The sequence below is a fragment of the Streptomyces sp. YJ-C3 genome (assembly GCF_053891275.1).
Genome location: NZ_CM132685.1, coordinates 1185226 through 1210243, shown reverse-complemented (window position 1 = coordinate 1210243; position 25018 = coordinate 1185226). Strand labels below are relative to the sequence as shown.

Annotated in this window: 23 protein-coding genes; 11 read left to right on the top strand and 12 right to left on the bottom strand. The window is 70.7% G+C overall.

What is annotated here, in order from left to right:
• Positions 1-159 precede the first annotated feature (159 nt).
• A complete protein-coding gene (locus ACVHNB_RS05380; RefSeq protein ID WP_456227523.1) occupies positions 160-696 on the bottom strand; it encodes a DUF4245 domain-containing protein in 537 nt (178 codons plus the stop codon).
• A 194-nt stretch (positions 697-890) separates the two neighbouring features.
• On the opposite strand from ACVHNB_RS05380, the gene glpX reads away from it, so the two are divergent.
• Positions 891-1928 (top strand): class II fructose-bisphosphatase, encoded by a 1038-nt coding sequence (glpX, locus tag ACVHNB_RS05375; protein WP_428952557.1) that lies wholly within the window; start codon positions 891-893, stop codon positions 1926-1928.
• Between the two features lie 104 nt (positions 1929-2032).
• Here the strand turns inward: glpX and ACVHNB_RS05370 are convergent, their stop codons facing one another.
• Both ACVHNB_RS05370 and ACVHNB_RS05365 read right to left on the bottom strand, forming a co-directional pair.
• The gene (locus ACVHNB_RS05370) at positions 2033-2404 is read right to left on the bottom strand and encodes a WhiB family transcriptional regulator (protein WP_428952558.1); all 372 of its coding nucleotides are present in this window, start codon (positions 2402-2404) and stop codon (positions 2033-2035) included.
• A 149-nt stretch (positions 2405-2553) separates the two neighbouring features.
• A complete protein-coding gene (locus ACVHNB_RS05365) occupies positions 2554-3228 on the bottom strand; it encodes a DUF1707 SHOCT-like domain-containing protein (protein ID WP_428952559.1) in 675 nt (224 codons plus the stop codon).
• Between the two features lie 248 nt (positions 3229-3476).
• Between ACVHNB_RS05365 and ACVHNB_RS05360 the strand changes: the two genes are divergently transcribed.
• On the top strand, positions 3477-5147 hold the full coding sequence (locus ACVHNB_RS05360; protein WP_428952560.1) for a fumarate hydratase: 1671 nt from the start codon (positions 3477-3479) through the stop codon (positions 5145-5147).
• Positions 5148-5197: 50 nt separating this feature from the next.
• On the opposite strand, the gene ACVHNB_RS05355 is transcribed toward ACVHNB_RS05360, so the two are convergent.
• Positions 5198-5572, bottom strand: a complete 375-nt coding sequence (locus tag ACVHNB_RS05355) for a VOC family protein (RefSeq protein WP_428952561.1) — start codon at positions 5570-5572, stop codon at positions 5198-5200.
• A 98-nt stretch (positions 5573-5670) separates the two neighbouring features.
• On the opposite strand from ACVHNB_RS05355, the gene ACVHNB_RS05350 reads away from it, so the two are divergent.
• The 4 genes from ACVHNB_RS05350 to ACVHNB_RS05335 all read left to right on the top strand — a co-directional run bounded on the left by ACVHNB_RS05350 (position 5671) and on the right by ACVHNB_RS05335 (position 10733).
• A complete protein-coding gene (locus ACVHNB_RS05350) occupies positions 5671-7065 on the top strand; it encodes a class II fumarate hydratase (RefSeq protein ID WP_428952562.1) in 1395 nt (464 codons plus the stop codon).
• 74 nt (positions 7066-7139) lie between these two features.
• Complete coding sequence (fomD, locus tag ACVHNB_RS05345; protein WP_428952563.1) at positions 7140-7817, top strand: cytidylyl-2-hydroxypropylphosphonate hydrolase; 678 nt, start codon at positions 7140-7142, stop codon at positions 7815-7817.
• A 170-nt stretch (positions 7818-7987) separates the two neighbouring features.
• Complete coding sequence (locus tag ACVHNB_RS05340) at positions 7988-8653, top strand: class I SAM-dependent DNA methyltransferase (protein WP_456227522.1); 666 nt, start codon at positions 7988-7990, stop codon at positions 8651-8653.
• 37 nt (positions 8654-8690) lie between these two features.
• Entirely contained in the window at positions 8691-10733 is a 2043-nt protein-coding gene (locus ACVHNB_RS05335) for a SpoIIE family protein phosphatase (protein ID WP_456227521.1), read from the top strand.
• Between the two features lie 115 nt (positions 10734-10848).
• Here ACVHNB_RS05335 and ACVHNB_RS05330 read toward each other — a convergent pair whose 3' ends face one another.
• Positions 10849-13086, bottom strand: coding sequence for a transglycosylase domain-containing protein (locus ACVHNB_RS05330; protein WP_428952566.1), 2238 nt, complete (start codon positions 13084-13086; stop codon positions 10849-10851).
• 270 nt (positions 13087-13356) lie between these two features.
• Here ACVHNB_RS05330 and ACVHNB_RS05325 point away from each other — a divergent pair, with 270 nt between their 5' ends.
• From ACVHNB_RS05325 to ACVHNB_RS05305, 5 genes are all read left to right on the top strand, one after another.
• Positions 13357-14286 carry an SPFH domain-containing protein gene (locus tag ACVHNB_RS05325; protein WP_428952567.1) on the top strand — a complete coding sequence of 310 codons (930 nt, stop codon included), beginning with the start codon at positions 13357-13359 and terminating at the stop codon, positions 14284-14286.
• A complete protein-coding gene (locus ACVHNB_RS05320) occupies positions 14283-14519 on the top strand; it encodes a hypothetical protein (RefSeq protein WP_428952568.1) in 237 nt (78 codons plus the stop codon). Before ACVHNB_RS05325 ends, ACVHNB_RS05320 begins: the two co-directional genes overlap by 4 nt.
• 131 nt (positions 14520-14650) lie before the next feature.
• Positions 14651-15178 carry a PadR family transcriptional regulator gene (locus ACVHNB_RS05315; protein WP_428952569.1) on the top strand — a complete coding sequence of 176 codons (528 nt, stop codon included), beginning with the start codon at positions 14651-14653 and terminating at the stop codon, positions 15176-15178.
• Positions 15175-15861, top strand: a complete 687-nt coding sequence (locus ACVHNB_RS05310) for an ABC transporter ATP-binding protein (RefSeq protein ID WP_456227520.1) — start codon at positions 15175-15177, stop codon at positions 15859-15861. Before ACVHNB_RS05315 ends, ACVHNB_RS05310 begins: the two co-directional genes overlap by 4 nt.
• The gene (locus ACVHNB_RS05305; protein ID WP_456227519.1) at positions 15858-18263 is read left to right on the top strand and encodes an FtsX-like permease family protein; all 2406 of its coding nucleotides are present in this window, start codon (positions 15858-15860) and stop codon (positions 18261-18263) included. Before ACVHNB_RS05310 ends, ACVHNB_RS05305 begins: the two co-directional genes overlap by 4 nt.
• Before the next feature lie 50 nt (positions 18264-18313).
• Here the strand turns inward: ACVHNB_RS05305 and ACVHNB_RS05300 are convergent, their stop codons facing one another.
• From ACVHNB_RS05300 to ACVHNB_RS05270, 7 genes are all read right to left on the bottom strand, one after another.
• The gene (locus tag ACVHNB_RS05300; protein ID WP_428957561.1) at positions 18314-19258 is read right to left on the bottom strand and encodes a LysR substrate-binding domain-containing protein; all 945 of its coding nucleotides are present in this window, start codon (positions 19256-19258) and stop codon (positions 18314-18316) included.
• 71 nt (positions 19259-19329) lie between these two features.
• The gene (locus ACVHNB_RS05295; protein ID WP_456227518.1) at positions 19330-19998 is read right to left on the bottom strand and encodes a dTDP-4-dehydrorhamnose 3,5-epimerase family protein; all 669 of its coding nucleotides are present in this window, start codon (positions 19996-19998) and stop codon (positions 19330-19332) included.
• On the bottom strand, positions 19985-20863 hold the full coding sequence (gene rfbD / locus ACVHNB_RS05290; protein WP_456227517.1) for a dTDP-4-dehydrorhamnose reductase: 879 nt from the start codon (positions 20861-20863) through the stop codon (positions 19985-19987). The genes ACVHNB_RS05295 and rfbD overlap by 14 nt, the downstream gene beginning before the upstream one ends.
• Before the next feature lie 44 nt (positions 20864-20907).
• Complete coding sequence (gene rfbB, locus ACVHNB_RS05285) at positions 20908-21909, bottom strand: dTDP-glucose 4,6-dehydratase (protein WP_428952574.1); 1002 nt, start codon at positions 21907-21909, stop codon at positions 20908-20910.
• Between the two features lie 66 nt (positions 21910-21975).
• A complete protein-coding gene (locus ACVHNB_RS05280) occupies positions 21976-23043 on the bottom strand; it encodes a glucose-1-phosphate thymidylyltransferase (protein WP_428952575.1) in 1068 nt (355 codons plus the stop codon).
• Positions 23040-24101 (bottom strand): glycosyltransferase family 2 protein, encoded by a 1062-nt coding sequence (locus ACVHNB_RS05275; RefSeq protein WP_428952576.1) that lies wholly within the window; start codon positions 24099-24101, stop codon positions 23040-23042. The genes ACVHNB_RS05280 and ACVHNB_RS05275 overlap by 4 nt, the downstream gene beginning before the upstream one ends.
• A gap of 142 nt (positions 24102-24243) precedes the next feature.
• Entirely contained in the window at positions 24244-24867 is a 624-nt protein-coding gene (locus ACVHNB_RS05270; RefSeq protein WP_456227516.1) for a helix-turn-helix domain-containing protein, read from the bottom strand.
• Positions 24868-25018 lie beyond the last annotated feature (151 nt).

Here is a 25018-nt window from a genome sequence, read left to right as displayed (position 1 = left end):
CAGAAGGAGTTCCTGGACGCCGACCACACCCCGCTCATGGTCGTCAACATCGGCAAGCCCGGCGAGGACGCCTGGTTCCCCCACGCATACCTGAAAGGGCCCCGGCTTCACTCGAAGCCGGGGCCCTTTCACGCATGCGCACGCACCGGCGCGCGCGTACTAGGAAGCCTTTTCCTTCTTCATCTCCAGCGCCTCGGCCATCTTCGTCAGCTGACCGAAGCCGGCGGTGCCGGTCACCATGGTCGTGGAGCCCTTCTGCTTCAGCACCAGGGCGTCGTACTTCTCGCCCTTGTACCGCTGCCAGCTCTCGCCGCCGATGGTCTGTGTGCGGCTGGTCTCCTCGGCGCCCTGGCTCGCGTCGTCGATGAACCGGACCGGCTTGTCGGTCGACTGCTCGACGGCGACGTACTGGCCGTCGGGGTCGAGGAAGCCGAGGTGCCAGGCCTCGTTCGGGTCGCCCTGGTAGCGCACGGACGTCGGCTTCCAGGCCGTCGGGAGACCGGTGGGAGCGGCCACCGGGTACGAGGCCGCGCGCCGGGCCGTCAGCAGCTCGATCCGGTAGTCCACCCGCTTGACCTGCGGTTCCTTGGAGTCGTCGTGCGGGATGAACACGTACGCGACACCCGCCGCGACGACGCAGACGCCGAGCGAGAGGACCAGGCTGCCGACCGTCTTCTTGCCATTTCTTCCTGCCACGCGCCCCATCGTCGCAGGTCGCCGGATGATCTCCGCCGGGAGGTCCCGATATGTGCGGCCCGACATCGCCGGGTCCGCTCATCCGTGGGGCGGTCTGCTCAGATTGTCGGACTGGCGATAGAGTCGTCGCCATCAACCCTCATCCGGCCGTCGTCGTATCCCGGTGAAAAGCCGGAACAGAAAGGTGCGCCTCGATGACCGAGCAACATCACCAGCTGCCGTCCGAACTCGTGGTCCCCTCCGAGGCCCCGGACCGCAACCTCGCCCTGGAACTCGTCCGCGTCACGGAAGCGGCGGCGATGGCCGCAGGCCGCTGGGTCGGCCGCGGGGACAAGAACGGCGCGGACGGCGCGGCCGTGCGCGCCATGCGGACCCTCGTCTCCACCGTCTCGATGAACGGTGTCGTCGTCATCGGCGAGGGCGAGAAGGACGAGGCGCCGATGCTGTTCAACGGCGAGCGGGTCGGGGACGGGACGAGCGCCGAGTGCGACATCGCCGTCGACCCGATCGACGGCACGACGCTGTGCGCGAAGGGCATGCCGAACGCGATCGCCGTGCTCGCCGCCGCCGACCGCGGCACGATGTTCGACCCGTCCGCCGTCTTCTACATGGACAAGCTGGTGGCCGGCCCCGAGGCGGCCGACTACGTGGACATCAACGCGCCGGTGTCGGTGAACATCCGCCGGGTCGCCAAGGCGAAGAAGGCCTCCCCCGAGGACGTCACCGTCGTCATCCTCGACCGGCCGCGCCACGAGGGCATCATCAAGGAGGTCCGCGAGACCGGCGCCCGGATCAAGCTGATCTCCGACGGCGACGTCGCGGGCTCGATCCTCGCGGTGCGCGAGGACTCCGGTGTCGACCTGCTGCTCGGCATCGGCGGCACCCCCGAGGGCATCATCTCCGCCTGCGCGATCAAGTGCCTGGGCGGCGTCATCCAGGGCAAGCTGTGGCCCAAGGACGACGAGGAGCGTCAGCGGGCCGTGGACGCCGGGCACGACCTGGACCGGGTGCTGTCCACGGACGACCTGGTCTCCGGCGAGAACGTCTTCTTCGTCGCCACCGGCATCACCGACGGCGAACTGCTGCGCGGCGTGCGCTACCGCTCCGAGACGGCGACGACGTCGTCCCTCGTGATGCGGTCCAAGTCCGGCACGATCCGGCAGATCGACTCCGAGCACCGGCTGAGCAAGCTGAGGGCGTACAGCGCGATCGACTTCGACCGGGCCAAGTAGCCGGACCGGAGCCGTCCGGAGCCGTCCGGAGCCGCTTCGGCGGACACGTGGTCGGGGGCGCCCCCTTGTGCAAGGGGGCGCCCCCGACCACGTTCACGCTCGGTCTATCCGGCGGCCGCCACCGTCGTCGGAGCCGCCTTCTTCAGCTCGACCTCGCGGCGGCGCCTGCGCGCCAGGACGACACGGCGCTCGGCCGCGGTGAGGCCGCCCCACACTCCGTACGGCTCCGGCTGGAGCAGGGCGTGCTCGCGGCACTCGACCAGGACGGGACAGCGGGCGCAGACCCGCTTGGCCGCGTCCTCGCGCGACAGGCGCGCGGCGGTGGGTTCCTTGGATGGGGCGAAGAAGAGTCCCGCCTCGTCGCGCCTGCACACGGCCTCCGTGTGCCACGGTGCGTCCTGATCCCTGTCACTCACTGGCACCCGCTGGGGCGGTACGGCAGCGACCTGCAGGGACTGATGCGGCGGATGCAGCACGGTCTACTCCTGACGACGGCTTACGACGGCTTTCGCGAGCGAGAGACGATGCAGCAAGCTCTACCCGCTGTGTCGACGCCTATGCACTGAGTTCCGAAGCACGGAAGTTCCCGAGCGCATACGGGAGTTCGGGCGGCGGAGCGCGCGCCTCAGCCGAGGTGCTTGCGCAGGTGCTTCTCGAGGTTGCGGACGAGCCGGCCGCGCTTGGGCCGCGCCTCGATGTTGCCGAGGACCGCGATGCCGTCGACGTACACGACGGGCGCCTCGGGTTCCGTGGCGTCGAGCGTGTCCACCTCGAAGTTGCCCAGGACGCCGCCGCCGCTGCCGCGCAGCGAGATGTTCTCCGGAACGCGGACCTCGACGTTGCCGAAGACCGAGACGGCCTTGATGTAGACCTGCGGGTACTCGAAGATCGCCTCGCTGAGGTCGATCTCGACGTTGCCGAACACGGCGTACGCGTGCGTGCGGCGGCCCACGCGCCAGCGTCCCTTGCGGGTGGTGGAGCTGAACACCGCCACGAGGTTCTCGCTCGCGACGGCCGGGATGGTGCCGGGCGCCGGGCGGCTCGGCGGCGGGCCCGCGGCCACCTCGGGGCGGGGCGTGTGTGCGCCGGGCAGGTCCCTGACCAACGGCTCCAGCTCACCCACCGTCTTGGCGCGGTAGACCCCCTCGACGCGCTCGGCGTGCTCCTCCGCGTCGAGCCGCCCCTCGGCGAGCGCCTCGCGCAGGATGTCCGCGATGCGGTCGCGGTCGGCGTCCGAGGCACGCAGGTCGGTCGGCTCCGCCACGGGGGCGCTCTGCTGGGGGCGCTTCTCAAGGTCCACGACAGCAGCGTACCCAAACGCGATAGATCGCGACTAGGGTCTGTCCGGCGGATCTTGTCGCGGGCGCGGGGCCTGGCACGCCGACCAGCACGCCACCCGGACGCGACCTGACCCGCCGGGCAGACCCCAGAGCCTGCGAGGTGCGAACTGAGCCTTACCTCACAGGCCCGCCGGCGCGGCCAGGTTCTACGCTGGTTGGCGCTGCCAACGGATGCCAGCTGCCACCGGCCGAAAGAGGAATGGGCGAGATGCCTGAGTTCGCGTACACCGATCTGCTCCCCCAGGGCGAGGACACCACCCCGTATCGCCTGGTGACCTCGGAGGGCGTCACCACCGCCGAGGGGCCGGACGGCCGTACGTTCCTGAAGGTCGAGCCGGAGGCGCTGCGCAAGCTCGCCGAGGAGGCCATCCACGACATCCAGCACTACCTGCGCCCGGCCCACCTCGCGCAGCTGCGCCGCATCGTGGACGACCCCGAGGCGTCGAACAACGACAAGTTCGTCGCGCTCGACCTGCTGAAGAACGCGAACATCGCCGCGGCCGGAGTGCTGCCGATGTGCCAGGACACCGGCACCGCGATCGTCATGGGCAAGCGCGGGCAGAACGTCCTCACCGAAGGTGAGGACGAGAAGGCGCTCTCCAAGGGCATCTACGACGCGTACAAGAACCTGAACCTGCGCTACTCGCAGATGGCCCCGCTGACCATGTGGGACGAGAAGAACACCGGCTCGAACCTGCCCGCGCAGATCGAGCTGTACGCGACCGACGGCGGCGCCTACAAGTTCCTCTTCATGGCGAAGGGCGGCGGCTCCGCCAACAAGTCGTTCCTCTACCAGGAGACGAAGGCGGTCCTCAACGAGGGCTCCATGATGAAGTTCCTGGAGGAGAAGATCCGTTCGCTGGGCACGGCCGCGTGCCCGCCGTACCACCTGGCGATCGTGGTGGGCGGCACGTCCGCCGAGTACGCGCTGAAGACCGCGAAGTACGCCTCGGCGCACTACCTGGACGAGATCCCGTCCGAGGGCTCCGAGCTCGGTCACGGCTTCCGTGACAAGGAGCTGGAGGAGAAGGTCTTCGAGCTGACGCAGAAGATCGGCATCGGCGCCCAGTTCGGCGGCAAGTACTTCTGCCACGACGTGCGCGTGGTGCGCCTGCCGCGGCACGGCGCGTCCTGCCCGGTCGCCATCGCCGTGTCCTGCTCGGCCGACCGCCAGGCCGTCGCGAAGATCACCGCCGAGGGCGTCTTCCTGGAGCAGCTGGAGACGGACCCGGCGCGCTTCCTGCCGGAGACGACGGACGAGCACCTGGAAGAGGGCGATGTCGTGAACGTCGACCTGAACCAGCCGATGGACGCGATCCTCGCCGAGCTCACCAAGTACCCGGTGAAGACCCGCCTCTCCCTGACCGGCCCGCTGGTCGTGGCCCGCGACATCGCGCACGCCAAGATCAAGGAGCGCCTGGACGCGGGCGAGGAGATGCCGCAGTACCTGAAGGACCACCCGGTGTACTACGCCGGTCCGGCCAAGACCCCCGAGGGGTACGCGTCCGGTTCCTTCGGTCCGACGACGGCCGGCCGCATGGACTCCTACGTCGAGCAGTTCCAGGCGGCGGGCGGCTCCAAGGTGATGCTCGCCAAGGGCAACCGCTCGCAGCAGGTCACCGACGCGTGCGACGCGCACGGCGGTTTCTACCTCGGCTCGATCGGCGGCCCGGCCGCGCGTCTCGCGCAGGACTGCATCAAGAAGGTCGAGGTCGTCGAGTACGAGGAGCTCGGCATGGAGGCCGTCTGGAAGATCGAGGTCGAGGACTTCCCGGCGTTCATCGTCGTCGACGACAAGGGCAACGACTTCTTCAAGGACCCGGCCCCGGCGCCGACGTTCACGAGCATCCCGGTGCGCCAGGGCTCGCAGCTGTCCTGATCTCTCGGTACGTGAAGGCCCCCTCCCGGCGCGGAGGGGGCCTTCGCGCGTCAGGCGCCGGGCAGGAACAGGCAGAACGGGTGGCCGTGCGGGTCGCGCAGCACGCGGACGTCCTGCTGCGGCTGGTGCGCCTCCAGCGTCGCGCCCAGCGCGCGGGCCCGCGCGGTCTCCGCCTCCAGGTCGTCGACCTGGAGGTCGAGGTGCCCCTGCATCTGCTGGCTGCCGGGCCGCTGCGGCCACACCGGGGGCGTGTGGTCGGTCTCCCGCTGGAAGCCGAGGCCGGGGCGCTCCTGTGCCGGGTCGCGCAGCCGTACCCACTCCGGCTGGTGCTCGGCCTCCTCCCAGCCCAGCAGGGCGCGGTAGAAGTCGGCGAGGGCGGCGGGGTCGGGGGTACCGAGGACGAATCCTCCGAGTGTCGTCGTCATGTCCCGCGGGTTCCCACGACACCCGCACCGGACACGGCCGGAATACCCGCCGGGTGCGCGACGCTGGCACGGACAGAGCCACGAGGAGGAAGACGAGCATGCCGAACGACGACGGGTTCCGGATCGAGCACGACTCCATGGGCGAGGTGCGGGTGCCCGCGGACGCCAAGTGGCGGGCGCAGACGCAGCGCGCCGTGGAGAACTTCCCGATCTCGGGCGCACGTCTCGAGCGCGCGCACATCGAGGCGCTCGCCCGGATCAAGGCCGCCGCCGCGAAGGTGAACGCGGAGCTCGGCGTGCTCGACAAGGACATCGCCGGCGCCATCGCGGACGCGGCCGCCGAGGTCGCCGCGGGCCGCTGGGACGACGAGTTCCCGGTGGACGTGTTCCAGACCGGCTCCGGCACCTCGTCCAACATGAACACGAACGAGGTGCTGGCCACGCTCGCCACCGAGCGCCTGGGCCGCGACGTCCACCCGAACGACCACGTGAACGCCTCGCAGTCGTCGAACGACGTCTTCCCGTCCTCGATCCACATCGCGGCCACGGCCGCCGTCACGCACGACCTGATCCCGGCCCTGGAGCACCTCGCGGCGTCGCTGGAGCGCAAGGCCGCCGAGTTCGCGGACGTCGTGAAGTCGGGGCGTACGCATCTGATGGACGCGACGCCGGTGACGCTGGGCCAGGAGTTCGGCGGCTACGCGGCGCAGGTCCGCTACGGCGTCGAGCGGCTCACCGCGTCGCTGCCGCGGCTGGCCGAACTCCCGCTGGGCGGCACGGCGGTCGGCACCGGGATCAACACGCCGCCCGGGTTCTCGGCCGCCGTCATCGCCGAGGTCGCCCGGGCCACGGGGCTGCCGCTGACGGAGGCCCGCGACCACTTCGAGGCGCAGGGCGCGCGCGACGGCATCGTGGAGACCAGCGGGCAGCTGCGCACCATCGCGGTCGGCCTGACGAAGATCGCCAACGATCTGCGGTGGGCGGCGTCGGGCCCGCGCACCGGGCTCGCCGAGATCAACCTGCCGGATCTGCAGCCCGGTTCGTCGATCATGCCGGGCAAGGTGAATCCGGTCATTCCCGAGGCGACGCTGATGGTCGCCGCGCAGGTGACCGGGAACGACGCGACGGTGGCCGCGGCGGGCGCCGCCGGCAACTTCGAGCTGAACGTGATGCTGCCGGTCATCGCCAAGAACGTCCTGGAATCGATCCGGCTGCTCGCGAACGTGTCGCGGCTGCTGGCCGACCGCACCGTCGACGGCATCACCGCCAACCGCGAGCGGGCCCGCGAGTACGCGGAGTCGTCGCCGTCCGTCGTCACGCCGCTCAACAAGTACATCGGCTACGAGGAGGCCGCGAAGGTCGCCAAGAAGTCGCTCGCCGAGCGGAGGACGATCCGTGAGGTCGTCCTGGCGGGCGGGTACGTGGAGCGCGGGGACCTGACGGTGGAGCAGCTCGACGAGGCGCTGGATGTCCTGCGGATGACCCACCCGTAACAGCTCGTGGCCGGTTGACGTATTTCGTGACGCGCACCGCAGCGTCCTATGCCAACGGCACCTAATATCTGTCCATGACGGACTACGACCGGGCTGACGAGGGTGGCGGGCGCTGGGTGCCCGGGGAGTCGATCCTGTGGCGCTACCGCGCCAATGGGGGAGACGGTTTTCACATCTGTCGTCCCGTCACGGTCGTCCAGGACTCCCCCGAGCTGCTCGCCGTGTGGATGGCGCCGGGCACCGAGTGCGTGAAGCCGGTGCTCGCCGACGGCACCCCGGTGCACCGCGAGCCGCTCGCCACCCGCTACACGAAGCCGCGCACGGTACAGCGCGACCGCTGGTTCGGCGCGGGGGTGCTGAAGGTGGCGCGGCCGGGCGAGCCCTGGTCGGTGTGGCTGTTCTGGGAGCCGGACTGGTCGTTCCGCAACTGGTACGTGAACCTGGAGGAGCCGCGCGTGCGCTGGTCCGGGGGCGTCGACTCGGAGGACCACTTCCTCGATCTGTCGGTGTACCCGGACGGGAGCTGGCGCTGGCACGACGAGGACGAGTTCGCTCAGGCGCAGGCCGTGGGCCTGATGAGTGCCGCGGGGGCCGCCGGGGTGCGGGCCGCGGGGCAGCGGGCGATCGAGGTGATCGAGGACTGGGGGCACCCTTTCTCGGACGGCTGGCAGCACTGGCGGCCCGACCCCGCGTGGCCGGTCCCGGCGCTTCCGGCGGACTGGGACCGTACGCCCGCGCACGTGTCCTCATGAGACCCTTGATGCGCCCCCATGGGGGAAACGTAGGATCGTCCTCCGCAAGAGCGCACAGTGTCGCGGGAGGCAGCACAAAGAGCGGCTCCAGCAGCAACTCTTCGCGCATACGGTGGGTCTGACACGATGTCAACGATGTCAATGAGGTCATCGAGGGGCGGCGGGAGACCGTGAACGTGGGCGGAACGGACAGGACGGACCGGTCGGGTCAGGCCGCGGCGTTCGACGCGATCGGCGGACGCTATGACGAAGCGTTTCCGCACAAGGAGGGCCAACTGGCGGCCGTGCAGCGGCTCCTGTCGCAGCTGAGGCCCGGCGCGCGGGTCCTCGACGTGGGCTGCGGCACCGGTGTGCCGACGGCCCGTCAACTCGTGGACGCGGGGCACCAGGTGGTCGGTGTCGATCTGTCCGCCGGCATGCTGGAGCTGGCCCGCAAGCAGGTGCCCGAGGCGGAGTTCCACCAGGCCGACCTGACCACGCTGAGCGCCCAGGGCCCGGACGGTCTGGGGCAGTTCGACGTCGTCACCTGTTTCTTCACGCTGCTGATGCTGGGGCGCGCCGAGATACCGGACGCGCTGCGGCTGCTGCGCTCGCTGCTGCGGCCTGACGGCCTGTTGGCGTTGTCCATGGTCGAGGCCGACCTGGATGACGCGGAAATTCCGTTCCTGGGCCACACAATCCGGGTATCGGGTTTCCTGCGGGACGAACTGCGCCAGGTCGTACGCGATGCGGGCTTCGAGATCACCGGGGAGGAGACGTACGCGTACGCTCCCGCCAGCACCCACGCCCCACCCGAGCACCAGCTGTTCCTCAACTGCCGACGCACCGGCCAGTGACACGGCGCGCAGCCCCGGACGGACGGATTCGACACGCGTGACGGAGCACTCAGCCTCTCATCAAGGCTCCCACGAAGGCCGCCACCACGGCACGGCGGCCCGCCCCGCCGAGCCCCGCGGGGCCCTCAGGCGTACCCCACAGGCCTCCGGGACCCCGGCCGGCGACGGCTTACCGCAGCAGCCACGGCGCGCTGCCACCCCTTCTTCCGTCCCGTCGGCCTCGGCGGACGCGGAGCACTCGCAGCCGCGTTCGCCCTCGCCCGAGCCGGTGCGTCCGGCCGGCCCGCCGGACGGCGGCGAGCGGCGCTCCGGTCAGCCGCGGCCGCCGGGCCAGCCCACGGCGATGCGCCGCGACGGTGACCGGCTGCGCTTCGTCGGCGCGGCGACCCGGCGCATCGCGCGCGGCATCGACCTCGACGAGATCGTGATGGGCCTGTGCCGGGCGACGGTGCCGACGTTCGCGGACGCGATCCTGGTCTATCTGCGCGAGCCGCTGCCGGTCGGCGACGAGCGCCCGACCGGCCCGATGGTGCTGCGGCTGCGCCGCAGCGACCGGGTTCCGGACGCCGCCGAGGACCTGGACGCGGACGGCGTCCCGGCGCCCAGCATCCTTGTGCCGCAGGTCGAACTCGCTCCGGACAGCGCCGAGTTGTGCGAGGTGCGGGGCGGCGGCGCGCTGGCCGAGGTGCTGCGCGGGGTGCGGCCGGTCTTCGCGGACTCGCCCGCCGCGCTCGCCGCGCTGCCCGAACTCCTCGGCGGGGAGCGGGCGTTGCCCACGGGGCGTCGCGCGATTCTGGCGCCGCTGCGGGGGCGGCGCCGGGTGATCGGCGCGGCGGTGTTCCTGCGCCGCCTGGACCGGGCCGCGTTCGACGGCGACGATCTGCTGGTGGCCGGGCAGCTGGCCACGCACAGCGCGCTCGGCATAGACAAGGCGGTGCTGTACGGGCGCGAGGCGTACATCGCGGACGAACTGCAGCGCACGATGCTGCCGGAGACGCTGCCGCGTCCGACCGGGGTGCGGCTCGCCTCGCGCTATCTGCCGGCGGCGGAGACGGCGCGGGTCGGCGGCGACTGGTACGACGCGATCCCGTTGCCGGGCAGCCGGGTCGCGCTGGTCGTCGGGGACGTCATGGGCCACTCGATGACCTCGGCCGCGATCATGGGCCAGTTGCGCACGACCGCGCAGACCCTGGCCGGGCTCGATCTGCCGCCGCAGGAGGTGCTGCACCATCTCGACGAGCAGGCGCAGCGGCTCGGCACGGACCGGATGGCGACGTGCCTGTACGCGGTGTACGACCCGGTCGCGCACCGCATCACCATCGCCAACGCCGGGCATCCGCCGCCGGTGCTGCTGCACCTGGGCGGCCGCGCCGAGGTGCTGCGGGTGCCGCCGGGCGCGCCGATCGGGGTCGGCGGCGTCGACTTCGAGGCCGTCGAGCTGGACGCCCCGGCGGGCGCCACGCTGCTGCTGTACACCGACGGGCTGGTCGAGTCGCGGCTGCGGGACGTGTGGACCGGCATAGAGCAGCTGCGCGAACGGCTCGCCGCGACGGCGCAGTTGACGGGCCCGGACCATCCGCCGCCGCTGGAGGCGCTCTGCGACGACGTCCTCGACATGCTCGGTCCGGGCGACCGGGACGACGACATCGCGCTGCTCGCCGCCCGCTTCGACGGGATCGCGCCGAGCGATGTCGCGTACTGGTTCCTGGAGCCGGAGGACGCGGCGCCGGGCCGTGCGCGGCGGCTGGCCCGCAGTGCGCTGGCCCGCTGGGGGCTCGAGGAGATGACCGACTCGGTCGAGCTGCTGGTGAGCGAGGTCGTGACGAACGCGGTGCGGTACGCCTCGCGGCCGGTGACGCTGCGCCTGCTGCGGACCGATGTGCTGCGCTGCGAGGTCGGTGACGACGTGCCGCAGCTGCCCCGGCAGCGGCAGGCGCGGGCCACCGACGAGGGCGGGCGCGGCCTGTTCCTGGTGAACCGGCTGGCCCGGCGCTGGGGAGCGACCCGGCTGAGCACCGGGAAGGTCGTCTGGTTCGAGCTGGCGCGGCCCGCGGGCGACCGCGCCCCGGACGGGGAGTGAGCCGGGCCGCGCGGCAGCGGCCGGACAGCGCAGTGCCGAGGGGCCGGAACCCAGCTGGGTTCCGGCCCCTCGGCATATGAGGCGGTCTCGGGCGGGTGGCCCTTAGTCGCCTCTGCTAGTCGCCTCTGCCGTCGTCGTTGTTGCCGTCGAGCGGGTTCTCCGGGATGCCCAAGGTCGGCGAGCCGGTGTCCGACGGGGTCGACGGGGTGCCGTCCGTCGGCTCGTCCGTCGGCGGCCCGGTGGTCGGGGTCTCGGTCGGCGTCGACGGGGTCGACGGCGGCGTCGTGGTCGGCGTGTCGCTCGGGGTCGACGGGGTCGACGGCTCCTGGGTCGGCGTCGACGGTGCCGTCGTGGTCGGCTCGACGCCCGCACCCATGTCGGTGTCGAGGTCGAACTTGCTGTTGGCGCTGGTCGAGTTGAACATGTACTGCGCCCAGATGCGGGCCGGGAAGCTGCCGCCGTCGACGCGGGGAAGGCCGCCGGCGCCCTCCATCGAGACGTGCTTGCCCGCCTCCGACGTCTTCAGCGCGCCCTCGCCGAACAGGCCCACCGACGTGACCAGGTCCGGGGTGTACCCGGTGAACCAGGCCGAACGATTGTAGTCGGAGGTACCGGTCTTGCCGGCGACCTGCTGACCGTCGCGGGCCGGGTTGTCCCGCACCGAGGTCTTCGCCGTACCGTCGTCGACCACGCCGGTCAGCACCGAGGTGACCGAGTCGGCGGCGCCGCGGCTGATGACCTGCTCGCCGATCGCCTTCGGCAGATCGACCGGCTGGCCCTGCTTGGAGACCGACTTCACGATCTGCGGGGTGACCTGCTTGCCGTGGTTGTCGAGCGTCGCGTAGACACCCGCCATCTCCATCGGGCTGGCGCCCATGGTGCCGAGGGTCTGCGCGTAGTACGGCTTGAGGTCGGCGTCGTCCATGCCGAGCTTCTTCGCCATCGACATGACCTGGTCCATGCCGACGTCGGCGCCCATCTGCGCGAAGACGGAGTTGATGGACTTGTTCATGGCGGTCTGCACGGTGACCGGACCGTAGCTGCGGTTGTCCTCGTTCGGCGGGGCGAAGCCGACCTTCTTGCCGTTCTCGACCACGGGGCGCTTGTTGGTGCCGTCGTAGACCGTGCTCGCCTTGATCGACTGGTCGGTCTGCGTCTTGGCGTTGCTCTCCAGGGCGGCCGCGAGGATCAGCGGCTTGAAGGTGGAGGCCGGCTGGTAGTCGGTGCGCGTGGCGTTGTTGACGTAGTGCTTGCTGAGCCCCTCGCCGCCGTACAGCGCGAGCACCTTGCCGGTCTTCGGGTCGACCGAGACGGCGCCGGCCTGTACCCGGGAGTCCGGCTTCTTCTTGCGGTTGAGGTTGTCGGAGAGCTGCTGCTTGACCGACTTCTCCAGCTGCTTCTGCTTCTTGCGGTCGATGTTGAGGGTGATCGTGTAGCCGCCCGCGGCGAACTGCTCGTCCGTGAGGTTGAGGTCCTTCTGCACCTCTTCCTTCGCGGCCGTGTACAGGTAGCCCTCCTGCCCCTGGAGTCCGGCGGCCGCCTTCGGCGCCTCGGGCTCCTCGAACTTCATGCCCTGACGCTCGCTCGCGCTGAGCCAGTGCATGTCGACCATGTTGTCGAGGACGTAGTTCCAGCGCTGCTTCGCCAGGGTCTTGCCGGTGTCGGAGGCGATCGCCCAGTCGTACTGGTTCGGGGCCTGGAGGAGCGCCGCGAGGTACGCGCCCTGCTCCACCGTCAGCTTCGAGGCGTCGATGCCGTAGTAGGCGTTGGCGGCGGCCTGGATGCCCCAGGCGCCGCGGCCGTAGTAGCTGGTGTTGATGTAGCCGGCGAGGATGTCGTCCTTGGACTTCTTGCGGTCGACCTTGAGCGAGATGACCAGTTCCTTCAGCTTGCGCGAGACGGTCTGGTCCTGCGTGAGGTAGTAGTTCTTCACGTACTGCTGGGTGATCGTCGAACCACCCTGCTTGCCCTTGCCGGTGACCGTGTTGAGGACACCGCGGGCGGTGCCCTTCAGGTCGATGCCCTTGTCCTTGTAGAACGTCTTGTTCTCGGCGGCGACGAAGGTCCGCTGGACCGGCTTCGGCACCTCGGACAGGTCGACGATCTCGCGGTTGACCTCACCGGTGCGGGCCATGGTGGTGCCGTCGCTGTACTTGTAGACGTTGCTCTGCAGCTTGGCGTCGGGGTTGCCCTCGGGCACGTCGATCACCAGGTACAGCACCACGAACGCGCCCATGCACAGCAGCACGAACCCGAAGAACGCACCCAGGAGCTTCTTCCACGTGAAGAAGCGGCGTATGCCCGACGGCCGCGCCGCGCGCTTTTGCGCTTTCCTCGCATCCGCTCGGCCCATGACCTCAGTTGCTCCGCTTCTCGTTCGTGATCACGACTGGTGTTTCCGTGCACTTCTGTGCCGAATCAGCTCATGAAGCTAACACCGCCACTTAAGGCAAAACCCTGCCGATCCGGTCATTTCCGGACGTGACAATCAGCACCTGCCCCATGGGAACCGACGATCCAGGGGTGCCTATGGTTGCCGAGCGGAGTAAAGTGATATCACTTTGCTAGACAGGGTCGGGCCGCGACGGCCACGAACCTCCAGCTCAGAGAAACGGGGACTGCCATGTCCGAGACGGACGCCACACCGGATGTACCGACGATGCCGAAGGCCCGTGTGCGCGAGTTCACGGCGCACAGCATCGGGGGCGGGCTCGCGCTGCTGCTCGGGCTCATCGGCCTGATCGTCGGCGTGGTCCTGGTAGCGACCGGCGCCACGCTCACCTCGGCCGGCGCCAAGGCCGCGCTGATCGTCGTCGGCATCCTCCTCGCGATCGCGTCGCTCTTCGCCATGGGCGGCCTGAACATGGTGGCGCCGGGCCAGGCCCGCGTCGTCCAGCTCTTCGGCCGCTACCGGGGCACCATCCGCGAGGACGGCCTGCGCTGGGTCAACCCGCTCACCTCGCGCACCAAGATCTCGACGCGCGTACGCAACCACGAGACCGCCGTGCTGAAGGTCAACGACGCCTACGGCAACCCGATCGAGCTCGCCGCGGTCGTCGTCTGGAAGGTCGAGGACACCGCGCAGGCCACGTTCGAGGTGGACGACTTCCTGGAGTTCGTCTCGACGCAGACCGAGGCGGCCGTCCGGCACATCGCCATCGAGTACCCCTACGACGCGCACGACGAGGGCGGGCTCTCGCTGCGCGGCAACGCCGAGGAGATCACCGAGAAGCTCGCGGTCGAGCTGCACGCGCGGGTCGAGGCCGCGGGCGTGCAGATCATCGAGTCCCGCTTCACGCACCTCGCGTACGCGCCCGAGATCGCCTCGGCGATGCTCCAGCGCCAGCAGGCCGGCGCCGTGGTCGCCGCCCGCCGGCTGATCGTCGACGGCGCGGTGGGCATGGTCGAGGACGCGCTCGCCCGGATCACCGAGCAGGACTTCGTCGCCCTCGACGAGGAGCGCAAGGCCGCGATGGTGAGCAATCTGCTGGTCGTGCTCTGCGGGGACCGGGCCGCGCAGCCGGTCGTCAACACCGGGACGCTCTACCAGTGACGCCGCCTCCGGCACGCAAACAGGTTCTGCTGCGGCTCGATCCCGCGGTGCACGAGGCGCTGGCCCGGTGGGCCGGGGACGAGCTGCGCTCCGCGAACGCGCAGATCGAGTTCGTCCTGCGCCGGGCCCTCGCCGAGGCGGGGCGGCTGCCCGGCTCGGCCGGGCCCATCCCGCGGCGGGGGCGTCCGCCCCGGAGCCCGGACGGTACGGACGGTTCGGCGGCCGACGGCTAGCGGGGGGGGCTGGTCGCGGGAACTGCGCGACCAGCCCCCACCGCCCCGCACCGCACCCGCACCCGCACCCGCACCCGGTGACGAACCCCACCTATACACCTCGGGTATACACACCGTGTACAGTGCTCCGCATGTCCATCGGCCACACCCTTCTCGGGCTCCTGGAATCCGGGCCCCGCCACGGTTACGACCTGAAGCGCACCTTCGACGACACGTTCGGGCACGACAAGCCGCTGCACTACGGGCAGGTCTACTCGACGATGTCCCGCCTCCTGAAGAACGGCCTCGTGGAGGTCGACGGGATAGAGGCCGGCGGCGGCCCGGAGCGGAAGCGCTACGCGATCACGGAAGCCGGCATCACGGACGTCCAGCAGTGGCTGGCGACCCCGGAGAAGCCGGAGCCGTACCTCCAGTCGACGCTCTACACCAAGGTCGTCCTCGCCCTGCTCACCGAGCGCGACGCGGGCGAGATCCTCGACACCCAGCGCGCCGAGCACCTGCGTCTGATGCGCATCCTCACGGACCGCAAGCGCAAGGGCGACCTCGCCGACCAGCTGATCTGCGACCACGCCCTGTTCCACCTGGAAGCCGACCTGCGCTGGCTGGAGCTGACCGCCGCGCGCCTCGACAGGCTCGCCGCGGAGGTGCGCCCCTCATGACCCCTGCCGGATCCCTCCTCGCCGCCCGCGATCTGGGCAAGTCGTACGGGCCGACGCCCGCCCTGGACGGCGCCTCGTTCACCATCCACCCGGGCGAGATCGTCGCCGTCATGGGCCCCTCGGGCTCGGGCAAGTCGACGCTGCTGCACTGTCTGGCCGGCATCGTCCTCCCGGACACGGGCTCGATCACGTACGACGGCCGCGACCTGACCGCGATGTCGGACGCCGAGCGCAGCGCCCTGCGCCGCACCGAGTTCGGCTTCGTCTTCCAGTTCGGCCAGCTGGTCCCGGAGCTGACCTGTGTCGAGAACGTGGCGCTGCCGCTGCGGCTGACCGGCGTCAAGCGCAAGGAGGCCGAGCGCCGGGCCGCGTCCTGGCTGGAGCGCCTGGAGGTCGACGGCCTCGCGGGCAAGCGGCCCGGCGAGGTGTCGGGCGGTCAGGGCCAGCGCGTCGCCGTGGCCCGCTCCCTGGTGACGAACCCGCGGGTGCTGTTCGCGGACGAGCCGACCGGCGCGCTCGACTCACTCAACGGCGAGCGCGTGATGGAGCTGCTGACCGACGCCGCGCGCGGCGCGAACACCGCCGTCGTCCTGGTCACGCACGAGACGCGGGTCGCGGCGTACTCGGACCGCGAGATCGTCGTGCGGGACGGGAAGACGCGGGACATGGAGTTCGCCCGATGACGCTCCTGGACGACCGCGAACGCACCGCGCGGGCGGCGGCGCCCGGCGCCGCGCCCGGCCCCTCCGGCTGGCTGCGCGACCTCGGCCTCGGCATCCGTTTCGCCGCGTCGGGCGGCCGTGAGGGCTGGATCCGTACGCTGCTCACCGCGATAGGCGTCGGGCTCGGCGTGGCCGTGCTGCTGGGCGCCGCGTCGGTCCCCACGTTCCTGGAGAACCGCGACGCCCGGCTCGACGCCCGGATGGCGCCCGAGCCTTCGGCGGTCGCGGCGAGCGACAGCACGGTCCTGCAGGCCGACGCCTCGTCGCAGTACCGCGGCGACACCGTGGGCGGCCATCTGCTGCAGGCCGAGGGCGAACACCCGGTCCTGCCGCCCGGCGTGAGCAGGCTCCCCGGGCCCGGCGAGATGGTCGTCTCGCCCGCCCTCGAGGAGCTGCTGGGCTCGCCCGAGGGCAAGCTCCTCAAGGAGCGCTACGACTACCGCGTCGTGGGCACGATCGGCGACACGGGTCTGAGCGACCCCTTCGACCTGTACGTGTACGTGGGCAGCGACTCGCTCAGCACCGACCGCGGCGCCTACCGGCTCGACCACTTCGGCGCGAAGCCGATGAGCGACGAGACCAGTCCCATCCTCATCCTCCTCGTCGTGCTGGCCTGCGTGGTCCTGCTCGTTCCCGTCGCCATCTTCATCGCGACGGCCGTACGGTTCGGCGGCGAACGGCGCGACCGACGGCTCGCGGCCCTGCGCCTGGTCGGCGCCGACGCCCGGATGACCCGCCGGATCGCGGCGGGCGAGGCGCTGTTCGGCGCGGTCGTCGGCCTCGCCATCGGCCTCGGGGTGTTCTTCGCCGGGCGGCAGCTCCTCGCCGTGCTGCAGGTCTACCGGCTGTCGGCGTTCCCCGGCGACTTCGTGCCCTCGCCGGCGCTCGCCGTGCTGATCCTGCTCGCGGTCCCGCTGTCCGCCGTCGCGGTCACCGTGTTCGCGCTGCGCTCGGTGACGATCGAGCCGCTGGGCGTGGTGCGCGGCGGCCGGACCCGGGCCCGCCGGGTGTGGTGGCGGATCCCGGTGCCGGTGGTCGGCGTGCTGCTCCTGCTCACCTCCGACGCCGACGACACGGTCGGCAGACTGGGCATGATCCGGCTCGTGGCCGGCATCGTGCTGAGCCTGACGGGCCTCATCGCGGTGCTGCCCTGGCTCGTCGAGGTGGCCGTACGGCGGATGCGCGGCGGCCCGGTGCCCTGGCAACTGGCCACGCGCAGGCTCCAGTTGAGCAGCAGCGGCGCGACCCGCGCGGTCGCGGGCATCACCATCGCGGTCGCGGGCGGCATCGCCCTGCAGATGTTCACCGTCGGCATCAACGACGACTTCAACCGGGCGACCGGCCAGGACCCGAGCCGGGCCCAGGTGGGCGCGTCCGCCAGTTTCCCGAGCGGTGAGCTGGCGGCCCGGATGGTCAGGGAGTTCGGGGCGACCGAGGGCGTGAAGAGCGTCATCGGCACGGTCGGCACCACGGCGAGCGTGGTGGGCGCGAAGCCCGACGCCGACGACTACGTGCCGAGCGTCTCGGTGGACGTCGGCGACTGCGCGTCGCTGCGCGAGCTGGCCCGCATCACGTCGTGCGCGGACGGCGACACGTTCCGGGTCACCGGCTCGGGCGACGCGTACTCGGAGAAGGAGCTCGCCTCGGTGGCGCGGCCCGGCGCCCGTCTCACCGTCGACGACGGCAAGTCGTACACGCCCGGCGTCAAGGACAAGAAGCCGGTGCGCTGGACGCTGCCCAAGGACACCACGACGGTCACCTCGCGCCGCGACCCGGCGGGCAACCGGTTCAGCGGCATCCTCACCACCCCGGGCGCCCTCGACCCGGCCCGGCTGCACACGGCCGTGACGTCCGCGCAGATGGTGCTGGACGAGTCCGTGCCGGACGCCTACGACCTCGCCCGCAACACCGCGTTCCGCATCGATCCGAGCATGAGCGTGTGGACGTTCCGGGCCGTCGCCCGGGACAAGGAGTACGCGAGCATCCGCACCGGCCTGTTCACGGCGGCCGCCGTCACGATGACCCTCATCGCGGCGTCCATGCTGGTCTCGCAGATCGAGCAGCTCCGGGAGCGCAGGCGCCTGCTGTCGGTGCTCGTCGCCTACGGCACGCGCCGCAGGACGCTCGCCTGGTCGGTGCTGTGGCAGACGGCGATCCCGGTGGTCCTGGGCATGGTGCTGGCCGTCGCGGGCGGTCTCGGTATCGGCTGGCTGATGCTCCGCATGATCGGCAAGCCGGTCTCGGACTGGCTGCTGTTCCTCCCGCTGGCGGCGATCGGCGGCGCCCTGATCGTCGTGGTGACGCTGCTGTCGATGCCGCCGCTGTGGCGCCTCATGCGCGCGAACGGCCTCCGCACCGAGTAGCGAGCGGCGACGGTGCTCGGGTCACGGGGCCGCGCCCCGGTCCCCGCTCCTCAGTCGCCGGAGGGGCTGATCTTGACCGGCAACCCCTGGAGCGCGACGCGCAGGGCCGCGGCCAGTTCCCCGTACTCCGCGGAGCGGGCCGCCCCCGTGCGCATCGCGAGGGCGACCCGCCGCGTGGGCGCCGGCTCCGCGAAGTACCCGGTGAGCAGCTGACTGCTGCGGCTGGTCTCGACGGCGACGGCGGTCCGCGGCAGCAGCGTCACCCCCAGTCCGCCGGCGACGAGTTGGACCAGGGTGGCGAGACCGGCGGCGGTCGTGGTGACGGGCGCGTCACCACGGCCGGCCTCCCGGCAGATGTCGAGTGCCTGGTCGCGCAGGCAGTGCCCCTCGTCGAGCAGCAACAGGTTCAGCTCGCGCAGCGCCTCGCGCGGGATGCCCTCGCGCCCGCCGAGCCAGTGGTCGAGCGGGGTGACGAGCACGAAGTCCTCGTCGAACAGCGGGAGTTCGGTGACGCCGGGCACCCCCAGCGGCACGGCGAGCAGCAGCAGATCCAGCCGGCCGGCCGTCAGGCCCTCGATGAGGGACGAGGTCTGCTCCTCGTGCACCTGGAGGTCCAGGTCCGGATACCTGTCGTGCACGAGCCGCAGCACGGTGGGCAGCAGATAGGGCGCGACGGTCGGGATCACCCCGAGCCGCAGCGCGCCGGTGAACGGCGCCCGCACCGCCTCGGCCTCCTCCAGGAGCGTACCGACCTCGTCGAGCACGGCCCTGGCCCGTACCGCGATCCGTTCCCCGGCCGGCGAGAGCAGCACTTTTCTCGTCGTACGCTCGAGAAGGGTCACCCCGAGCGTCTCCTCCAGCGCCGACACGGCGCCGGACAGGGCGGGCTGGCTCATCCCGATCGCGGCGGCCGCGTCCCGGAAGTGCAGATGCTCCGCGACCGCGGCGAACGCCCGCAGCTGCGCCAGGCTCGGCTGCCGCTTCCGCGCCCCCACGGGCTTTCCGTTCTGTACGGCCACTGATAGCCACCTCCGATCAACATGACCGAGTCTAGCTATTTCCGTAATCAATGCACTCTGTGCCTCAAGCTCTCGCCGTCCGGCGCATGAGCCTCGGAGGCGTCGCGGGCGTGCACGGCGTCGCGGGCGTAAACAGGAAGCCCTCCGGACCGACGCGCCTGCGCGAGCGTGGGAGCCGCGGCGTCCTTGGCCGACAGGATCGGCGTACCGACATCGGCCAAGGGCCAGGGGATCCCCAGGTCCGGGTCGAGCGGATGGACGGTTCCCTCATGGTCCGGGGCGTACAAAGCGGAGCAGAGGTAGACGACCGTGGCGTCGTCGGTCAGCGCCAGGAAGGCGTGCCCCAGTCCCTCCTTCAGATGGACGGCGCGCCGATGGTCCGCGTCGAGCCGGATCAGCTCGCTCATGCCGTAGGTGGGTGACCCCACCCGCAGGTCGACGACCGCGTCGAGGATGGCGCCACGCACGCACGTGACGTACTTGGCCTGCCCCTGCGAGGCATTGGTGTAGTGGATCCCTCGCAGCGCCCCGCGGCGGGAAACCGAACAGTTGGCCTGCGCCGTCCGGAAAGAGGCGCCGGTGGACGCCATGACGTCCGGGGCTCGGAACCACTCGTGGAAGCTGCCCCGGTCGTCTTGGTGGACAACCGGTTCCACGATCCAGGCATCGTCGATCGCGAGCGGTCGGAGCTTCGCGCCTTCGTCAGCGGTGGCCATGCGTCTCCTCATCCCTGTTGCGCTGCGGAGTACGCCCCTTCAGGCCGTCGACCAGATGAGGCAGGGCGCGGCGCAGCTCGTCGCGCCAGTGGTGGTGCACGCCGAGCCCGGCGGCCGAGGCGCGGTCATGAGCCAGCACGCTCCACGCGGGTCGCGGTGCGGGCCTGCCGAGATCGGCGGTGCTGATCGGACTGACCAATGCCGCATCCGCACCGGCCCATCGGTAGATCTCCTGGGCGAGTTCGTACCAGGTGGCATGTCCTGTGCTGGTGAGATGCAGCACGCCGGGTCGCGAAGTCGCCTCGCCCAGGATCTTCAGCCGACCCGCCAGGCTCTTGCTCCACGTCGGCTGCCCGTACTGGTCGTTGACCACATGGGACTCTTCGGCGGATCGTGCCCGGTCGAGCACGGTCCGGACGAAACTGCGGCCGTGTCGTCCGTAGAGCCAGCCGGTACGGATCACTGTCGCGGCGTCGGGCAGCACGTCGAGCACCGCCCTCTCACCGGCCCGTTTGCTGCGGCCGTAGGCGGTCAGCGGCCGGGGATCGGCGTTCTCGGGGTACGGCGTGCGCCGCGGCTCTCCGCCGGGCCCGGCCCCCGAGAAGACGTAGTCCGTGGAGATGTGGAGGAGCCGGGCTCCCGTGCGGGCGCAGACTCGCGCGAGGTTGCGTACGGCCGTGGCGTTGACCTCGGTCGCGGCGGCTTCGTGGTTCTCCGCGGCATCCACGTCCGTCCACGCCGCGCAGTTGACGACGATGTCCGGACACAGTCGGCCCACGGTGTCCGCGACCGCCTCGAAGTCGGTGATGTCCAGGCCCTGACGGGTCAGGGCCGTTGTCCGCCCTGGCGGAAGTACGGCTGACATGTCCCGTCCGAGAAGGCCACCGGCACCGGTGACCAGCCAGGTGGTCACTCTCGTACCAGGGCCGGACGCGCGCCGACGAGCGGCTCCCACCATGATCGGTGGGTGCGGTACCAGTCCACGGTGGCGGCGAGTCCTTCGTCAAAGGTGCGGCGGGGCGCGTAACCGAGTTCGTCACGGATCTTCGACCAGTCAACGCTGTACCGGGCGTCGTGCCCCGGACGGTCGGCGACATGCTCGACGCTTGTCCAGTCCGCGTCGCAGGCCGCCAGGATCCGCTCCGTGAGTTGGCGGTTCGTCAACTCAAGCCCACCGCCGACGTTGTAGACCTCACCGGGACGGCCGCCTTCGAGAACCAGGCGGATCGCGCGGCAGTGATCTTCGACATGCAGCCAGTCGCGTACCTGTCCGCCGTCCCCGTACAGCGGGACCGACCGGCCGCGCAGCAGGTTGGTGACGAACAGCGGAATGATCTTCTCGGGGAACTGGTAGGAGCCATAGTTGTTGGAACAGCGGGTGATGCGGACGTCGAGGCCGTGCGTGCGGTGGTAGGCCAGAGCCAGGAGGTCGGATCCGGCCTTCGCCGCGGAGTACGGGGACGCGGGCTCGAGCGGGCGGCTCTCCGACCATGATCCGGCCGGGATGGAACCGTAGACCTCGTCGGTGGATATGTGCAGGAAGGTCACGGGGTGCGGGGCACGGACAGCGGCCTCCAGGAGGGTCTGCGTGCCCAGGACGTTCGTGGCCGCGAAGGCACGACCGCTGTCGATGGAGCGGTCGACATGTGATTCGGCGGCCAGATGCACCACGGCGTCGTGGTCGGCCATCAGCGCCGTCACGCGCTCGATGTCGAGGATGTCCCCGTGCACGAACCGCAGGCGCCGGTCGCGCACGGCGTCGCCCAGATTGGCCCGGTTGCCGGCGTAGGTGAGCGCATCCAGGACGGTGACCACGTCAGGCCCTGCGCCACGGGCGTCGCTCGGGGACAGCAGGGACCGGACCAGATGGGAGCCGATGAATCCGGCGCCTCCGGTGACGAGAACTCTCATGCGGTGCAGGTCTTTCGTGTCGGGGTTCAGGGGCACGGGCCCGTGACGCTCGCGGGACGGGGCGCGTCAGACGGCTACTTCGATACGGCTGTGATCGCCAAGGACCAGTCGGTGGGCATGCGGCGTCCGCACGGTGCCCACGACGCGGACCGACCGGCCGATGAGAGAGCCCTCCACACGCCCCGCGTGCTCGATGCGCGAGTCGCGCAGCACGATGGAGAACATGACCTCGCTGCCGTGCACGGCGCAGTTCGCGTCGATGGACGTGGAGGGGCCGATGTAACTGTCGCGAATGACCGTGTCCACTCCGATCACCGCGGGCCCGACGATGCGCGAGTTCTCGACGCGGGCGCCCTTCTCGATCCGCACACGGCCCACGATCTCGCTCGCCGCGTCGACGCTGCCCTCGTTCTCGGGGGAAAGGTTCTCCAGGACACAACGGTTGACCTCCAGCATGTCCGCGACGTTCCCGGTGTCCTTCCAGTAGCCGGTGATCGGGGTCGCCGTGACGGTGCGGCCGTGATCGACGAGCCACTGCACGGCGTCGGTGATCTCCAGTTCACCGCGCGCCGACGGCGTGCAGGCGGCGACGGCTTCGTGGACAGCGGGCGTGAAGAGGTAGACCCCCACGAGAGCGAGGTCGCTGCGCGGTTGTGCCGGTTTCTCCTCGAGACGGACCACCCCTCCGTCGGGGCCGAGCTCGACGACGCCGAAGAGCGAGGGGTCAGGCACCCGGGTCACCAGGATGCCCGCGTCCGGGCGGTCGGCACGGAACCCCTGCACCACCTCGCTGATGCCGCCGATGACGAAATTGTCCCCGAGGTACATCACGAAGTCGTCGTCGCCCAGCCAGTCCCGGGCGACGCGTACCGCGTGCGCGAGCCCCAGGGGGCGTTCCTGCTGGAGGTAGGTGACACTCGCGCCGAAACGGGAGCCGTCCCCAAGGGCGGCCCGGATCTCGTCACCGGTGGCGCCGATCACCACGCCGATGTCCGTGATGCCTGCTTCCACGATGGCCTGGACAGCGTAGAAGAGCACGGGCCGGCCGCCCACAGGGACCAGTTGCTTGGCGGTGGTGTGGGTCAGGGGCCACAGTCTGCTGCCTGTTCCGCCGGCCAGGATCAGTGCCTTCACCGGGCACGTCCGACGGTGCTCGGGAGCGCGCCGTGCGCCAGCTCCCGCAGCAGAGCGAGAACGTGCGGTTGGGCCGTGCGGACCAACTTTCCGATCCGATCCGCGTGGGCGGCGTTGGCGCACCGTACCGGCTTGGCCAGGACGAACGTTCGGCCGCGCCGAGTCAGCACCAGATCCGTCTCGGACGGCGCGGCGTCCGTCATGGCATCGGCAAGGACGGGAAGCACGTCGGCCTGCACGCCCACGGGTCGGACGAAGTCCTCTGATGCGGCGAGGCGTGCCAGCCACGCCCTGGTGTCCTGCCGGTGCGCGGCTCGCAGGGCGGCAGCGTGACGTGGGTCGTGCACCTCCCGCAGCGCGTCCCGCGCGTGAGCCGGATCGTCGAAGGTAGCGACGGGCACGTGGTGCAGGGCGGGTATCCGGTGCCTGCGGGTCGAGGTGTCGTCGAAGAGCACCGCGGTGCGGTCCGCGACGGTGGTGAACCGCTGTCCCGCGTCCGTCATGCGCAGCCACAGGTCCCAGTCCTCCATGCCGGCACCCGCGCGCCAGCCGCCGACCCGTTCGGCGACTCCGCGCCGGTGGGCGACCCGGGACGGTTCGAAGATCACTCCGAAGACCTGGAACTCGGGGTGCCAGCACATCTCGTGCGGCTGGGAGACAGCCGTCGTCGTCCCGTCGGCGTCGCGGAGTTCGAACCCTGTGGCCACGAGATCAGCGCCGGAGTGGACAACTGCGGTCACCGCGGCCAGATGCCCGGGGCGCCATTGATCATCGTGGTCGAGGTAGGCGATGACACTGCCCCGCGCCTGTGCCAGAGCGATGTTGCGCGGCTCGGCGGGATGGCCGTGTCGCGCCGTGCGGATCAGCCGGATGCGCGGGTCCCTGGCGGCAGCCGCGCGCACGTGGTCGTCGGTGTCGTCGGTGCTGCCGTCCGAGACCACGATCAGTTCCCAGTCCCGCACGGACTGGCCGCGCACGGAGTCGAGGGTCGCCCCGATGGCCGCCGAGCGGTTGAAGGTGGGACAGACCACGGAGACATGTGGGGCTGGGGTTCGCATGTCCGATCACCTTCCGCGCGGGCTGATGACCGAGGCTAACGACGCCCGGTCGCACCGGCTTCCGCCGTCGGTCGGGGCTCGCCCCCGTCTGTGGACGGGCATGGACGGGGCGGATGGACCAGCGTCCCGCCCCGTCCACCTGTCACGCGGCGATACGGGTCTTTGCCGCACCGGCCGAGTGCATCAGGACCGCGAGCTGCGCACGGTCGCGGCACTGGGTCTTCTGCAGCACGTTCGAAACGTGGAACTTCACAGTGGAATGCCCTATGACGAGCTGCTGGGCGATTTCCGAGTTGGAAAGACCCTGCGCCACCAGGAGCGCGATGTCCCGCTCGCGGTCGGTCAGGCGGTCCATTCCCTCGGCCGCCGGCCCTTGTCTGCGCTCTCGAACCGGAATGCTGGCCAGGACGCGAGGCACCAGCTCGGGCGAGAGCCAGCCGCGCCCGCTGAGCACCTGGGCCACCGCGTCGACGAAGCCCTGATCGGGATCATCCCGGTCGACGACGCCCATGGCCTTGTGGGCGTACGGCGACTGCCAGAACGGATCGTCCGCACCATAGACCAGGACGACGAAAGGGCGTTCGGACCAGGGAAGTTGGGGATGCCGGGGCAATGATCCCGATTCGACCAGGATGACATCGACGGCGGACTTCTCGGCCGCGGGAGAGAAGTCCCAGTCGATCACTCCCCACCCTTTCGACGTGAGCACATCGGTCAGCCGCCGCTGCAACGACGGCGCGGCGGTGACAAGGGCTATACGTTCCATGCTTCCCCGTTTTTCCTGTCGCAAGTCACGCGGGCCAGATAGCACCCAAAAACACGCCGCGGCATGGCTTCCGTGCTGGTCAGGCCCGGTTGACCGCACAAGCGCTCTGTCGAAGCACGGCGTGATCGTTTCCGAAAACTAACACGATGCA